The organism is Roseobacter sp. FCG-D35, assembly GCF_033436665.1.
Taxonomy (GTDB): domain Bacteria; phylum Pseudomonadota; class Alphaproteobacteria; order Rhodobacterales; family Rhodobacteraceae; genus JAWQFO01.
In genome coordinates this window covers 366,413-381,652 of sequence record NZ_JAWQFO010000001.1, presented here as the reverse complement: position 1 = coordinate 381,652, position 15,240 = coordinate 366,413, and the positions used below count along the sequence as shown (strand labels likewise).

At 66.5% G+C, this 15,240-nt stretch carries 10 protein-coding genes (1 of these 10 running past the window's edge); 8 read left to right on the top strand and 2 right to left on the bottom strand.

Going from position 1 to position 15,240, the window contains the following annotated elements; all coding sequences use genetic code 11:
- Positions 1–35: 35 nt before the first annotated feature.
- Positions 36–458: a thiol-disulfide oxidoreductase DCC family protein gene (locus R5H30_RS01630; protein WP_318326240.1), complete on the bottom strand. Its 423-nt coding sequence runs from the start codon at positions 456–458 to the stop codon at positions 36–38.
- Positions 459–659: 201 nt separating this feature from the next.
- Here R5H30_RS01630 and R5H30_RS01625 point away from each other — a divergent pair, with 201 nt between their 5' ends.
- Entirely contained in the window at positions 660–1,637 is a 978-nt protein-coding gene (locus R5H30_RS01625; RefSeq protein WP_318326239.1) for a serine hydrolase domain-containing protein, read from the top strand.
- Between the two features lie 154 nt (positions 1,638–1,791).
- Positions 1,792–2,013, top strand: coding sequence for a hypothetical protein (locus R5H30_RS01620; protein ID WP_318326238.1), 222 nt, complete (start codon positions 1,792–1,794; stop codon positions 2,011–2,013).
- A 5-nt stretch (positions 2,014–2,018) separates the two neighbouring features.
- Here R5H30_RS01620 and R5H30_RS01615 read toward each other — a convergent pair whose 3' ends face one another.
- A complete protein-coding gene (locus tag R5H30_RS01615; RefSeq protein ID WP_318326237.1) occupies positions 2,019–2,480 on the bottom strand; it encodes a VOC family protein in 462 nt (153 codons plus the stop codon).
- Between the two features lie 178 nt (positions 2,481–2,658).
- Between R5H30_RS01615 and R5H30_RS01610 the strand changes: the two genes are divergently transcribed.
- The 6 genes from R5H30_RS01610 to R5H30_RS01585 form a co-directional block, all read left to right on the top strand.
- Complete coding sequence (locus R5H30_RS01610; RefSeq protein ID WP_318326236.1) at positions 2,659–3,483, top strand: 2OG-Fe(II) oxygenase; 825 nt, start codon at positions 2,659–2,661, stop codon at positions 3,481–3,483.
- The gene (locus R5H30_RS01605; RefSeq protein WP_318326235.1) at positions 3,480–4,256 is read left to right on the top strand and encodes a class I SAM-dependent methyltransferase; all 777 of its coding nucleotides are present in this window, start codon (positions 3,480–3,482) and stop codon (positions 4,254–4,256) included. Before R5H30_RS01610 ends, R5H30_RS01605 begins: the two co-directional genes overlap by 4 nt.
- Positions 4,257–4,417: 161 nt before the next feature.
- The gene (locus R5H30_RS01600) at positions 4,418–4,720 is read left to right on the top strand and encodes a hypothetical protein (protein WP_318326234.1); all 303 of its coding nucleotides are present in this window, start codon (positions 4,418–4,420) and stop codon (positions 4,718–4,720) included.
- Between the two features lie 17 nt (positions 4,721–4,737).
- Positions 4,738–5,757 (top strand): methyltransferase, encoded by a 1,020-nt coding sequence (locus tag R5H30_RS01595; protein WP_318326233.1) that lies wholly within the window; start codon positions 4,738–4,740, stop codon positions 5,755–5,757.
- Positions 5,758–5,825: 68 nt separating this feature from the next.
- The gene (locus tag R5H30_RS01590; protein ID WP_318326232.1) at positions 5,826–6,329 is read left to right on the top strand and encodes a nucleoside/nucleotide kinase family protein; all 504 of its coding nucleotides are present in this window, start codon (positions 5,826–5,828) and stop codon (positions 6,327–6,329) included.
- 352 nt (positions 6,330–6,681) lie between these two features.
- Positions 6,682–15,240 carry the 5' portion of a calcium-binding protein gene (locus tag R5H30_RS01585; RefSeq protein WP_318326231.1) on the top strand. Its footprint extends 24,927 nt past the window's final position, so the window shows 8,559 of its 33,486 coding nt (coding positions 1–8,559); it begins with the start codon at positions 6,682–6,684; its stop codon lies beyond the right edge, outside the window.

The following is a 15,240-nucleotide window of genomic DNA, read 5'->3' as shown; positions in this document are numbered from 1 at the left end:
AAATCGAAGATCCAGCATTCGCGCGGTCGCGCCGCTCAAGTGTCGGTGTGCTCTGGGTTGATGGGCCGCGCGCCGAATCCGCGTGCGATCCGCGACAGCGCCGGCCGGATCGGCAGGAAAACGCGATACGCAAGTTCGAGGACCGGCATCACGCCGGGAACCCGGGCGACGCGTGCCGCTCGTTTCCAGCCCGGGATCTCGTCCCAGATCGCAACGAAGGCCGCCGCGCCCGAAAGCAGAGTTCCATCGGAATTGCGGACGTGGAAACGGCGCATGGCCTCATCGCAACTCAGGGAGGGGCCGGGCTCGACATCGGGTTTCGAGACGTCGATGAAATCGAGACGTCCGGCGCTGTCGCGCGAGCGGTAAAACCCGATTTCGACACTGCAGAGCGGACAGGAGCCGTCGAAGTAAACCGTCGGCCCATCGCTAGACTTGTCCGCGGTCGTCGCGTTCATTGCATCGCCTCCTCAATCGCAAGATAGGCCGTCGGCGGCGCGACACGATCCGCGAGCGGCGATCCGCGACGGTTTGTCCCGACTGCCTCGAGATGCGCAGTAAGCTGAGGCACATCCCAGATCGCCAGCAAGCCTGAACAGCGCACGGCCTCGTGACCGGCGCTGGCTGGACTTCGCGGTTGGGGCCCTCATTCTTCGGGTATGATCACGCGACGCAATGTCCTGCTCACTGCCGCCACGGCGCTGGCGATGCCGCGTGTGGTGCGCGCGCAGAGTTCGGATCTGCGCGCCGCCATCGAGGCCATGCCGCAACTGCATTCGCTGCAGGTGCGCAGGGGCGACGACACGATCTTCGCCGAGGCGCCGCGCGGCCCTGGCCTCAATGCGCTCGCAAACATAAAGTCCTGTTCCAAGAGCATCGTCGCACTGTTGCTGGGCACGGCCATTGCGCGCGGCGAGATAAATTCCGTGGATGCGACGCTGGGCGAGGTCGCGCCGGTGATCCTGCCACGCGGCGCGACGCCGGGTGCGGCCGCGATCAGCATGGAGGATCTGGTGACGCTGCGCGCCGGGCTCGAACGCACCTCCGGCGGCAACTACGGTGAATGGGTCAGTTCGCCGAACTGGCTTGCCGATGCGCTGACCCGGCCGATGGTGGCGGAGCCCGGAACCCGAATGCTCTATTCCACCGGCTCGACGCATATCCTCGGCGCAGCGTTGGCCGAGGTGTCGGGGCGCAGCCTGCTGGAGCTGGCGCGCGCGCGTCTCGGCGATCCGCTGGGCATCGCGATCCCGCCCTGGACGCGCGATCCGCAAGGCTACTATCTCGGCGGGAACGAGATGGCGCTGCGGCCGACCGCGATGCTCGCCATCGCGACGATGCTGCGCGACGGTGGGCGCTACGGCGAGACGCAGGTTATCCCGCGCGAATGGATCGCGGCCTCGACCCGACCGCACGCACGCTCGCCCTGGTCGGGCCTCTCCTACGGATACGGCTGGTTCCTGTCGCGCTCGGGCTATGTTCTGGGCCGCGGCTACGGGGGCCAGATCATCGCGGCGCATCCTGGCCGCGACCTCGCCGTTGCGATCACCTCGGACCCGACCCGCCCGGCCCGATCGGGCGGGTACTTCGGCGATCTCATGCGGCTGCTGGAAGGCCCGGTGCTGGCGGTGGCCTGAGGCGTGCCGGGCCATTGCGTGCCGTACCGGAGAGAAACCGGTGGCGGCGCAGCGCGGCATCTGGCATGGATCATCGCATGACCCATGAAGATCAAAGATCATTCGGACCGGCCAAATGGGCGGACGAAGCCGCCGCGGCCCGCGAAGCGCTCCTATGAGCAAGCGCCGCGGATATTTCGACGTACAGAGCCCGGTCTTTCGGCCGCTCTGGCGCCGCATTGCCGTGGTCGCGGTGACCCTGGGCTGGGCGCTTTTCGAGTTGTCAAACGGTGCGACGGGCTGGGCGCTGGTCTTCGGCCTTGCCGGGCTGTGGTGCGCCTGGCAGTTCTTCGTGGCTTGGGAAGATCCCGAGGAGACTGAAGCGGACGACGGCTGAGCCGCCTAGAACATGTCCTTGTCGGCAAGCTGCTTTTGCGCGGCATCAGTTTTTCGGGGATCCACGCCCATTGCCTCGAGCACAGGTGCGGTCTTGGAGAACTGGATGTCGCGGTAGGCGACGATCTCGATCCGATTGCCCCACAGGTCCCGGAAGTTGTTCGACGATCCCTCGACCAGCGCCGCGCCAGCGGCCTCGGCAAGCGCCATGACATCTTCACGATCCTCGACCACGAGGCCGAAATGGCGGTGCCCGTCCCTCGTGGTGTCATCGGTTTCGTTCAAGGCAAGGAACTGGTCGCCCATGTCGATGAAGGCCATCACGCGCCGCCCGGCGTCGTTTCGATGGTCGCCGCGCAGCTCGAAGCGGAAGATCTTTTCGTAGAACGCCAGTGCGGCATCGACGTCCCCGACCTCGAGCGCGATGTGGTTCAGGCCGACAAGCTTCGGTCTGTGGTCTTCGGTCATGGCAGGCACCTCCCGGCGAGATACCTAGACCGGTCGGCCATCGCGTCCACGGCCGCTGGATTGGTGCTTCATTAGTGGCCTCGCACCCGCATGCTTGCACGTGAAATACGGATTGGTGTTTGTCGCGCGCCGACAGCTTGCTATCAATGCGCGAACTGCGAATGGGACGACACGCGCAATGAGAGAGCCCTTCCTGTCCATCGAGACCCACCGGGCCGACGCGACAGACGCGCCGGGCGACGCGCTGGACCGTCTGAGGCGCGGCGATCTCGGCGCGATCGTCCTGCGCGATGTCTTCGACCCGGATTGCCTCGCCCGGCTTCCCGCTGAGCTGGCGATCAACACGCCCGGCTTCGTCCGAACCGAGTTCCCGCCGGCCTTTCACGCCTACTTCTACGGGATCAATCTCAACCTCGCCGACCCCGACCTGACGCCGTACTTCGCCGCCGAACCGGCGTTCCGGCGCAGCCTTGCGGGGCTCGACGTGGGCGGCGTACCGGCCGAGCAGCGCATCTGCGATCTGCTGTCACGCCTCGACCGGGACCGCCCCTACGCGCCCGCGCCGGGGCCGGCGCCCGGGCAGCGGCATTTCTTCACGACGATCCGGGCGCACCGCACGGGCGGCTACATTCCGGCGCATTTCGACAACGAGGCGGCGGCGCGTCCGACCTATCGGCATGTCGCGGCGCTCTGTGAGCCCGGGATCTATTCCTTCGTGCTCTGCATCGACCCCGCGGAGGCGGGCGGCGCGCTCGAGGTCTTCAACGTGACGTCGCGCGAGGCTGCGCAAGCGTTCCGAAATCGCGATCACGCCGGACATAAGCGTGACCTCGCATCGGTCGAGAAGGTCGCGATCCGGCTTGAGGCCGGGGAAATGGTGCTCCTGCATTCGAGCCGCTATCTGCACGGCGTCAGCCCTGTCGAAGGAACGCGCACGCGCTGGACGATGTGCAGCTTCATGGCTCTGTCGCGGAATAGCCTGCGCGGGTACTGCTGGGGATGACCGTGCAGGGTCTCAACTATATCCCGGCGCTGATCGAGGCATTTCGGGCCGGGCAGGCAAGCGATCACGTGCATCTCGGCTACTGGCCGGACGGGGTCAGCCTCGACTGGCGCGGCGCGCAGCGTGCGATGACGGTGTTGCATCTCGACGCGCTGGTGCTGGATCCCGGCCAGACCCTCGTCGATATCGGGTGCGGGTTGGGCGGCAGCCTTCGGGTGGCGAACCGGCGGGTGTCGGGCAGTTCGCTTGTCGGCGTCAACATCGATCCGCGCCAGCTCGAACTTTGTCAGCGGATCGTGCCGGCCAACAGCAACCGGCTGTCATGGATCGAAGGCGATGCCGGCGCGGTTGCACTTCCGGACGGATGCGCGGACCGGGTGCTCTCGCTCGAGGCAATGTTCCATTTCCCCTGCCGGCGCGCCTTCCTGCACGAGGCGGCGCGACTCCTGCGCCGCGGCGGCCGGCTGGTCTGCAGCGATATCCAGTTCGAGGCCCCGCGCGACGACGACGCGCGGCGCTGGCTCGACGTGGCCACCACGGGATATGCGCCCTGGCCCGAACCGGTCATCGCAGCGGAAGCGGTTGCGGAGATGGCGGCCACCGCAGGCTTTTGCAGCGTCACGACCCGCGACCTGTCCCAAGGCATCCTGCCTGGCTGGGACTGGATCACCGATGCCGGTCACAGCCCCTTGCGTTCGCCGGTCGCCGCGCTGCGCGATCTGCAGCGCGCCGGGTTGCTGCGCTACCAGTTCCATGTCTTCGAAAAGCCCTGACGGTCCGGGTGCGCTTGACCTGTGACGGCACCGGAAGGCACGTTGAGGTTGCGCCGCACGAAAGGGATAGAGGCATGAAAGGTCGACAGCCGGAGATCGGGGACGCGCTGTGCCACCACACTCGGCGCAGCCCCCGCCGGAACGGCGTAGGGCGCATTTTGTTGGCCGTCGGCCTGTGCGGCGCCATCGTCTCGGCGGCACCCGCCGGTGCGACCGACCGAGCGGGGCTGGTCCTGACGGCGGAGGGTGCGGGAACGGTCACGGCCATTTGCCTGCTCGACGGCGGTGCCGCGCGCGTGGAACTTCTCGACGTTCCGATGCCGGTCCTGCACCGGCTCGGCGCTGCAACCGCGCGCTGCGAGATCACCCTGACCGTCCCGACGGAGGTCATCCTGAGCGACGGTGCGGGCCGGACGTCGCGCGCCGGCCTGTCCTCGGGCCGCTTGATCCTGTCGCTGGACTAAGGGGAGCGGCGTTCGCGATGCGGCAGGGACTGTACCCCGAGGATGAATACCTCGCCACGTTGCCTGCGGTCGCGGCGCTGCTGGCGGCCAGTCGCCTCGGCCTGCTCGACCGTCTCGTCTCCGAAGGTATGCCAGTGTCCGAGGTGCTGCGCGCGGGCCCCGGCGCGCGACTGCTGATCGATACGCTGACAAGCGCCGGGATCCTGGTGCAGGACGATGATCACCTTGTCGCCACGCCGGGCTTCGCACAGGTCTGGCGCGCCCGTGGCGACCACGCGGTTGCTCGCCTAGAGATGACGGCACGCGCGGCACGCGATGCGCTGACCCGGCCCGAGATGCTGTTGGGCGCCTTTGACGGATTCATGGCCGACTCCGAGACTTTCCGCCTCTTCCGCTACGACCGGGCGTTCGGCGACAGCGCGGCCCATGTCGCCGCGACCCGGCCCTACTGCGACTACGTCGGCAGCCTGACCGCCGCCGAGGCCCCGCAATTGGTCGCCGCCGCGTCGCTCGACGGCGCGGGCGAGGTTCTCGAGATCGGCGGAAACGCCGGTGTCCTCGCGGGTGCGTTTCTCGAGCGTCACGCCGATTTGCACTACACCGTCATGGACCTGCCCGCGGTCTGCCGGATCGGTGCCGAACGCACCGCCGGGCGGCCCTGGGCCAATCGCCTGCGGTTCCTGCCCGGCGACGCGCGGCGCGACCGCTGGCCGGGTCCGGTCGACGCTGTGGTCTTCAAGTCGATGCTGCACGATTGGCCGGACGATCAGGCCCGGGCCTTCCTGGCACTGGCGCGCGACGCGCTGAGGCCGGGAGGACGCGTCCTGGTGATGGAACGCGCGCCGGTCGATGGTCTGCCCGCCGACGCACCGGTTTCGGCCTTCACCGACGTCGTCTTCGCGCCCTTTTTCCGTCCGCCGGAACGTTATTGCAACTGGATGACCGACGCCGGTCTGAGCGCGCCCGAAGTGACGCATATCGGGACTGCGCCCCCATTCTATGTCTTCGAAGCGCACAAGCCCGGGCCGGAGCCATGACGGACGGACCGGTAGGGCAGGGACCGGTCATCGCCCTCTGCGGGAGACCTGGGTCCGGGAAATCTGCGTTGGCGCACGGGATCGCGGCCCGGGTCGCGCAAGCGTCGGTGGTCGAGTGGGATCAGTACGAGACCGTCACGCGCTGGCCGCCCGAGGTGGTCACGGACTGGCTGCGACGCGGCGCCGACCCGGCCGAGGTCGAGGCCCCGGGACTGACCCGGGCCTTGATCGCCGCCCGCACTCGTGGCCCGGTGCTGTTCGAAACCCCGTTCGGCCGCACGCATGTCCTGTCCGGGGCCCTCATCGACACGGCGATCTGGATCGACCTTGCCGTCGATACGGCGCTTGCCCGCAAGCTGGGTCAGCTTCTCGAAGCAGGTGCGAAGCGCGACTGGCTCGCCGGCTATCTCGCGGCCTACGAAACGGTGGTGCGCCCATCCTGCGAGATCCAGGCCGCGCGGGTCGCGCCGCAGTGCGACCACCGGATCGTCAACGACCTGCCCGCGGCTGGATTGATCGACCGGGTGCTGGCGCTGCCTCCGCTGGCCGTTCTGCCGAGATCGGGCACCTGAGCTTGCGCCGTCAGCAGTGCATGCTCGGTCGAATTGTTAACGATTTCCCGCCTCTCTCGAAAAAGCACTCATAGCGTGTCAAGACTTGAATGATTCAATTATTTGTAGATCGTACCGAGGACTGCTCGAGTCTTACCAAGTTTTGCGGCGATTATTTCGATCACCCAAGGTGTTGTTTTTAAAGTACTCCTCGCTGCCGGAGACGTAGATGTCTTATCCTTTCAAGGCCGATTACAAGGGCCTTCTGCCACATCTTCCGATCAACAGATCGCAGCGATCCCGACTGAAACGACGAGATCCTTCGCGCTTCGCAGCGCTTGAGAGAGCCGCGCGGCGACTCGCTCTGGATCCGATGGAGCCCCGGATTCTTCTGGCCGCCGATCTGGCTGTCGACATTGCAGCACTTTATCCGGACCGGCAGGACAACGACCTTCTCGTGCGCATGATCGACGAGACGGTGACGACCAATGGAGAAGCGGTCGCGGTGCAGAGGGTTCAGATCCTCGACACATCCAACGACGCGATCCTTGCCTTCGGTGACGTCTCGGACATTTCGGCCATCACGATCGAGGGCGGGTCGGGATCCGACAGGCTGACGATCGACGTGGACAGCTTCGGCGCAGCGACCGTGCCGGAACTCGACTTCGACGGCGGCGGCGGATCCGACAGTGTCGTGTTCGACACCTCCCGCGACGCGACCTGGACGGTCACCGCGCTCGATTCCGGCACGGTCAGCGATGGCGTGGCATTGCTGGATTTCGCCTCGGTCGAGACACTCGAGGGGGCAGCGGGCAACCAGGATACCTTCGTCGTGGTCGACGATGCCACGGTCAGCGGCAGTATCGAGGGCGGTGACGGCGGCTTCGACGTGCTCGAATTCGAGGGCGGCAGCTACGCCACCTTTGGGTACGAAGCGACAGGCGCGCAGTCCGGCATCATCAGCCGCGACGCGACGACTCTCGATTTCTCGGGCTTCGAGCCGATCTCGGTGATCTCGAACGCAACCGCGACCAGCTTCAGCGTGACACTCGGAACCGGCAACAACCAGGCCGAGCTGCGCGACGCCGGCGGCGCCAACATGTTCGAACTCGCGAGCGTCGGGGGCGACGCTTTCGAGGGCGGCATTTTCGGCTTCGCCAACCTGCAGAACATCGTCATCGACGGCGGCGACGGCACGGATGCGGTCACCGTCGCGGGCTTCGATTCCAGTTTCGACGGCGCGCTGACGATTCGCGCCGAGACCATCACCGTCGATGCTCAGATCGGCGGGCCGTTACCGACGGATCGGCTGACCTCGGTGACGCTCGAGGCCACCGCAACCGCCAGCGACTCGGCTGCCAGCCTGATCAATCTGGGCGGCGCGACGGACGGCACCGCCATTGCGAGCATCACAGTCAACAGCTCGATCTATGCCTCGGGCGCCATCGTGATCGACAGTCACGCCGCGGTCGACCTTTCCGCAAGTGCTCTGGTGTCCGGGCCGGTCGTAGTGGTCAGCGCCGATGCCACGACCTCGGCCACGTCTCGCGTGGCGAACGGTGTGACGATCGACGGCGGCTCGGTGCTGATCGAGGCGACGACCGCGACCACGATCGATGTCGATTACAGTAACGTGCTTCTGAACGGCTCGGTGGTCGGCACGGCCAATGCCAACGTCACCTCGACCGCCAAGGCGGTCGTGGAAGGCGGCGCGACCATCAATGCGGGCACTGACGTGGCCGGAACGCTGAATGATCTTCTGGCGCTCGATACCGACATGAAGCCGGTGGCCGAAAGCCGCAGCTTCAGCGCCTTGGTCCGGGCCGCGGACGACATCGATGTTTCGCTCGAGATGGCGACTGGCGTGATCTCGACGGTCTTCGATCTCGGGGTGCTGGTCACCGACGTCGACATCAGCCGTGAAACGCAGGCGCTGGTGGGCAACGGTGCCGGCCTCGCGACCGTGACATCGGGTGGAGGCTTTGGCCTGGTCGCGGACAACACTGGTTCCGTCTTCAACACCGTCACCTCGCCGCTTGTCGGATACTCGAACGTCGAGATTGCCAAGGACGACGCGATCGCGGACGTGAACGCCGCCGTCACCGCGGTCAGTGCCGCCGTGATCGCGGAGAACGACACGCGCTACGAGTCGCGCGCGAAGCAGGCCTTGAACACGCTGGCCGGGCAGACCCGCGCCTCGGTCGATGTCAGCACCATTGCCACCAGCGGCACCGATGCGGGCGGAGTGGGACTGCTGGTGCGGGCCGTGGACGTCGCGTCCTACAATGCCGTTTCGGTCGATTTCGGCACCAACTTCGGCGCCTATCCGGGCACGGAGATCCAGGTGTCCAAGGGCGGCGGGGCGCTCGGTCTCGCCTTCGGTATCAACGAGATCGCCAAGACGGTCACCGCCGAGATCGATGGCGGCTCGGTCACCGCGACCGGCGGATCGGTGGCGGTCGAGGCCAGCTCGGTGATGGAGCTTGTCGCGCGCACGGACGTGGTCGCGGCGGTCGATGCCCGGCTGGCGCCGTTCAAGACCTACACTGGCGGCTTCTCCGGCGTGATGTCGGTGAACGAGATGCGCGGCGACGTCACGGCGCAGATCGTCAACGCGACCGTCTCGGCGACCGGGGCTGCCTCGGACGTCGACGTTGCCGCGAAGAACCTGTCGTTGATGCACGCCCGGACCGAGGGCACGACGGACATCACCGGCGGGTCCAACGGCGCCATCGCGCTCGGCGTCGCCTTCAACGCCGTGGGCCTCGATCTCACCAACATCGCAGGCGAGTCGCTCGACGCGCTGATCGGGACCACGCTGGGCAGCACTAATGACCGGCAGGATACGCTGGCGCTGATCGATGGGGCGACGGTCTCGGCAGGCCGGGATGTCACCGTCGACGCGCTGGCGGCGGCCATTCTCAACGCGACGACGACCAATGCCGCCAGCTCGACAGCCTCGGACGAGTTGCTGTTCGGCGCTTCCGGGTTCGCCGCAAGCGGGCTCCTGGCCACGGCGCGGGTCGCCACCTCGACCAAGGCCGAGATCCGCAACGGCTCGGACGTCGATGCAATCGGAGGCAATGTCCGGGTCAACGCCAAGGACGACGCCACGATCTCTTCAAACGTCAAGGTCGTCGCGTCCTCGGTGACCAGCAACGACGGCGGCCTCTCGGTCGTCGACGATTTCCTGACCGCCGTTTTCAATGCCGAATACGAGGTCGTCACGGACTCGCTCAATCCCGGCAACAACCAGGGTTTTGTCGTGGACAACCTGCTGCAACGCACCGCTGACGACACCATCGACCTTGCCTTCGGCGACCGCGTGCGGACCGTGGAAGACGGTGAGATTGGCGCGATCTACCGCTTCCTCGGCGAGACTGGGCTGGCCGCCTTCACGCAGGTCGACCTGACGACCATCGACTTTTCCGATCTCGATTTCTGGGTCGAGGTGCCCGAGACCGAGATCGTGCCGACCGGCAACAACCTGACCAAGTCCGACAGCCGCGCCATCGGCGGCACCGTGGCGCGCAACCAGATCGACACCGTCACCGAGGCACGGATCGACGGCTCGACGGTCGATGCCGGCGACGACATCGAGGTCACGGCAGAGCAAGCGGCGGCGATCTTCGCCAAGGTCGACAGCGGCGTCGAATCCTCGGGCGGCAGCGTCTGGGGCACCGGCGAGTCGCTGGCAGCAAACGGGCTGGTGGCGTTCAACGTCGTGCTGAACTCGGCCACGGCCATCATCGAGGATGCGACGGTCAATGCCGGACCCGGCGCCGACGACAGCCTGCTGGTCGAGGCCACCAATAGCGGCACGCTGCTGGCGCGTGTCAGCACGGCCACGACTTCGGGCGCCAATGCCGTCGGAGTGACGCTGGCCTTCAACACCGTCGGTTACGAAGCGACGAACCTGCTGTTCAACGTGGTCGATGCGTTGTTCGCGACCGATCTCGGCCCGCAGGATCCGTCCGACGCCACGGCGAAAATCCGCAACAGCAGCGTGTCGGCAGGTGGAGCGGTCGAGGTGCTGGCCGGCAACACCGCCCAGATCGACGCGAAGATCGACACCGAGGCAAGCTCGAACGCGGCGGCCTTCTTCGGCGCCAGCGCCATGGCGGCGGCGGGTGTGCTGGCCTCGAACATGCTCTCCGGCAAGGCGCTGGCCGCGGTCGAGGACAGCGACAGCAGCGACGGCTTGGAGACCGTGGCAGCGGGGTCCCTGACGGTCGCGGCGCGCGATGCCGCCATCGTGTCGTCGCAGACCACGATCATCACCGGCACCACGAAGAACAACGACCTCGGCACCGGGATTCTCGAAACCGTCGCGGGTGCGCTGCTCGACGACTACAGCTATTCCTCGACCTCCGGGCCGCAGGCGCTCGACTTCGGGGCCAAGGTGCGGCTGGCCTCCGACTTCGACGTCGCCAACACCGCGGACCTGTCCTTGACGGAGACCACGCGCGGCACGCGCGGCATCGTCTACCAGTTCATGGGGCAGGCCTCGGATTTCGCCAGCGGTGGCGCGTTCTGGGATGCCGCGGCCAATAGCGGCACTGGCGGTCCGATGGACCTCGACGCCATCGACTACAACGATCTGCAGTGGTGGAAGCCGCTGTCGGAAACAAACGTGGTTCCGAAGGCGATCGTGAACGCGGCACTCAAAGGGCTGAGTGCGGCCACCGGCAGGGATCTTTCGGGATCGGCCAAGGCCTACTCGGCGCTCGTCGTGCGCAACGACGTCCGCGGCGGTGCCGAGGCGCGGATCTCGGGTATGGACGTCGACACGACCGGCGCAATCACGGTGTCGGCGACCGAGGCGGCCGTGCTGACGGCGCTCGATGCGTCGCAGATGAATTCCACCACCAGCAAGGGCGGGGTGATCGTCACCAACCAGGTCAACTCTTCGGCCGAAGCCGTTGTGGAACGCTCGGACCTGACCACGACCGGGGCGATGGGCGACGTTAACGTTACCGCGCTGAACGTAGCGCAGCTCGAGGCGACGGCGCTGTCCGAGATGACCTCGGCCAGCAAGGGCATCAGCGTCGTCATCGCCCTCAACTCGGTGGGTTACGACAGCTCCAACATCTTCTTCCAACTGGCCGACGCGCTTCTGGGATCGGACTACCTGATCGAGGAAACGCCGGTCCGGTCGCAAGCCTATATCGAGGATTCGGCGGTCAACGCCGCCGGCGACCTCGCCGTGACCGCGCTGTCGCGGGACGTCGAGGCGGTTCTCGCCGAGACTTACACACCGCAAGGCGAAACCTTTGATCTCAGCTACGCGCAGGGTCTCGACGATGCAGGCGACGTCGATGTCGATCTCGACACGGCAGTGGAAGATGCCGAGCAGGACGCGGCCTTCCTGCAGCAGCTGAAGGACGATCTCGCCGCCGCGGGGCTGACGACCGAGGGCGCGCTCAGCGTCGAGACGCTGGCGCCGCAGGACCTGTGGTTCGTCTCCGATGACAGTGGCCGAACCTGGCAAATCAAGCGCACCACCAACGATACCGGCACCACGGTTCTGGAGGTCGCGAGCGTCAACCTGATCGACGCGCAAGTCGGTAACGAGGTGACGCAGGCGACCAAGAATGACCGCGTCGTGGTCGATGCGGCCGTAAGCGCCGTCCAGACCCTGATCGACCCGGCAAAACCGCTGAAATGGGGATCGTCGGGCATGGCCGCCGGCGGTACGTTGACCTCGAACCGGATCAACAGCGAGACTAAGGCGTGGATCAGCGAGACCTCGGCGGATTACGACATCTCGCAGACGCTCGACCAGGTTGCGATCGGCGACCGTGTGGCGCTGGCCGACGGGTCGGTCGTGGAATACCTCGGCGGCGTGCTGCAGGGCGACGCGACGCCCGCGAGCCTGACACAGAATGACCTGATCCTGATCACCGCGGACCTCGCGGTGTCGGGCTTCGCGCAGGGAGACGTGGTGTCTTTCACCGGGACCGACATCCCCGTCTTCAACCCGAGCCTAAGCCTCGAGGACTACATCGAGGCCAATGCCGGGCAGTTTGCCGCCTTCGACAGCCAGAGGGTCGCCGACTTTCTCTACACCAGCCGGGCGGTGCCTGTCAGCCTTCTGGCGGGAGACCTGATCCGCATCCACGAAGACCTGGCGATCTCGGGCTTCTCCGCGGGCGACATCGTGAAGTACACCGGCCCCGACATCACCGACATCGACGACGACGTCAGTGACCTGAGCGCGCCCTTCACCTACGACGACAATGGCGAGAACGCGCTTTACACGCTTGCCGAATTCATCGAGCTCAACGCCGGTCTGTTCTCCACCGTCGGCGTTCAGCAGCGCATCGCCCTTGCTGCCGACATCGCCGCCAATGCGCAGCTCTGGGCCAATGTCGCGGCCGTGGGCACCGGCAACACGAGCGCCGCCGGCTCGCTAATGGTTCGGGCCGAGGACAGCGCCAACATCATCGCCGACAGCCAGCTTGCGCTCTCGTCCGCGGTCGAGAACAACATCGACGGGTTGCTGGCGCTGATCTCGGACGAGATCGGAACCGACTACGACTACACCACGCGGTCGGGCTCGGTCGTGGTCGAGGAAGGCGAGCGGGTCCTGCTTGGCACGAACTACATTGGTTCCGTCGGCGCGACCGGGCAGATCTGGGAATGGAACGGCCCGTTTCCGTTGAACGTCGACCTGTCGACGGATTTCCTCGCACTCGAGATGAGCGAAGACGACGGACTGCTCTGGGATCGGGTCGACACCGACCTGCAGCCCTCGGACGCCTTCCCGAACTTCGGCAATCTCGCGCCCTCCGACAGCCGCGCCATCGGCGGCACGATCTCGGTCAACGACGCGCGCGGCGCGGTCGAGGCCTTCATCGACAGCCGCACCGTGGTCGCAAGCGACGTGTCGGTTTCGGCCGAGGCCACGACGACGATCCTTGCCAACCAGATCAGCGACATATCCTCTTCGGGCGGCAGCGCCTGGGGCACCGGCACCTCGCTGGCGGTCAACGGTCAGATCGCCACCAACATCGTACTCTCCGAAGCTGACGCCTACATCACCGACTCCGACATCACCGCGAACGGTGCTGCGGGGGCCGGCGACGTCGAGGTCGACGCGCGCAACACCTCGATCCTCGATGCGACGTTGCAGATGACGACCTCGACCGGCGATACAGGGGTCGGCATCGCGCTGTCGTTCAACTCGATCGGCTGGAAGGCCTCGAACATCCTGTTCAACCTCGTCGACACGATCGTCGGAGATCCGTTCATTTCCGAAGAGCTGTTCGACGGGCTCGACGCCTCGGAGGCGCGCGCATGGATCGCCGAAAGCGCCGTGTCGGCGGCGGGTGCCGTGCGCGTAGAGGCGGCCAGCCAGGAGCTGCTGAACGCCACCACCTCGAACGCCACGACCTCGGCAGCCTCGGCACTGGTCAATGCCGGTGGCACCGCGGCGGCAGTCACTGTGTCCAGCAACAAGATCAACGGCGCGGCAAAAGCGTGGATCGAGGATGGCGGACGCGAGACCACGCCGCAGATCGACGCGGTCTCGGGCCTGCGGGTCGCCGCGCGCGACGACATCCAGGCCTATGCCAACACCAGCCTCACCAGCGAATCCTCGACCAGCAACGATGGCGGCGCGGGTGTTCTGCAGGAAACCCTCAACGACCAGCGGACCGTCGACTGGGAGGCGCGCTCGACTCCCGGTCAGCTTGTCGATCTGAAGTTCGGCGACCTCGTGCGGGTCGCGACCGGGCATTCCGACGCGAATGCCGCCGACCAAGTGTACCAGTACCTCGGCGCCAGTGACGACGGCTACGGCCAGGCGCTCGACCTGTCAGGGGTCACGTTCTCCGGCGACACCAATCCCACCGCACTCGACTACTGGCGGCCGCTGCTGTCGAACTCGATCGTGCCGCAGGGGCTGAACGTCACCGAATCCGACTCGACCGCCGTCGCGGGCATTATCGTCTACAACGAACTGCGCGGCGAAACCGATGCCTGGATCGAGAAGGTGCACGTGCGCGCCACGGATGGCGCGATCGAGATCGAGGCGATCGAAAATGCGGTGATGCGGGTCGAGACCGACAGCTCGGCCAGCTCTTCGGGCGGCAGCGCCTACGGGAGTGGCACCTCGCTGGCGATCAACGGGGTGCTGTCGACCAACGTGATGATCGCCTCGGCCGATGCCTATGCCAAGGACGCACGCCTGACGGCGGAGGATGGGGGCAACGGCACCGATGGTGCGGGCGACGTGACCGTGTCGGCGATGAACACCGCCGACATGGAGGCCACCACCAAGGCCGCGACCGCGACCGGCGACACGGCGGTGGGCCTGGTGCTTGCCTTCAACTCCGTAGGCTATTCGCCGCTGCCGTCCGTGTTCCTCGCCGCCGAGGTGCTGACTGGCGACGTGGGCATCACCGACGGCGCAAACAACCGGCTTTTCGGACCGCGCCCGGCCATCGCAGAGGCCTACCTGATGGACGTGCGGGCCGATGCCGACGGCGCGCTTACCGTCGAGGCCGACAACCAGGCCCGGATCGTGGCCGAAACCTCGAACGAGACCACATCGGCAGCCTCGGCTTTGGTCAACGCCAGCGGCAAGGCGATCAATGGGGTACTCGCGCTCAACCGCGTGAACGGCGGCGCGCGGGCCTACATCGGCGAGGCGAACTTCCGCCAGGACGATGCCGACCTCTGGGGCCTGCAATGGGTTGAGAAAGGCGATCGCGTCGAACTGTCCGACGGCACGATCTACGAATACTCGGGTGAAACAGGCCGGATCGAGCTCAAGACCGGCATTTTCGCCGGGTCCGACTGGACCGACGTGAGCGAGGGGACACCCTACGACAATATCGTCTCCGCCGATGGCGGCGTGGCGGTGCGGGCCGAGGACGGCGCGCGGCAGGAGGAGGACGGGTCGTTCCTGCCGACCATCGACGCGAAG

Coding starts and splice junctions, on each gene's coding strand:
- R5H30_RS01605 (WP_318326235.1), top strand. CDS start 3,480: ATGACCGTGCAGGGTCTCAACTATATCCCGGCGCTGATCGAGGCATTT.
- R5H30_RS01595 (WP_318326233.1), top strand. CDS start 4,738: ATGCGGCAGGGACTGTACCCCGAGGATGAATACCTCGCCACGTTGCCT.
- R5H30_RS01620 (WP_318326238.1), top strand. CDS start 1,792: ATGAGCAAGCGCCGCGGATATTTCGACGTACAGAGCCCGGTCTTTCGG.
- R5H30_RS01615 (WP_318326237.1), bottom strand. CDS start 2,480: ATGACCGAAGACCACAGACCGAAGCTTGTCGGCCTGAACCACATCGCG.
- R5H30_RS01630 (WP_318326240.1), bottom strand. CDS start 458: ATGAACGCGACGACCGCGGACAAGTCTAGCGATGGGCCGACGGTTTAC.
- R5H30_RS01625 (WP_318326239.1), top strand. CDS start 660: ATGATCACGCGACGCAATGTCCTGCTCACTGCCGCCACGGCGCTGGCG.
- R5H30_RS01610 (WP_318326236.1), top strand. CDS start 2,659: ATGAGAGAGCCCTTCCTGTCCATCGAGACCCACCGGGCCGACGCGACA.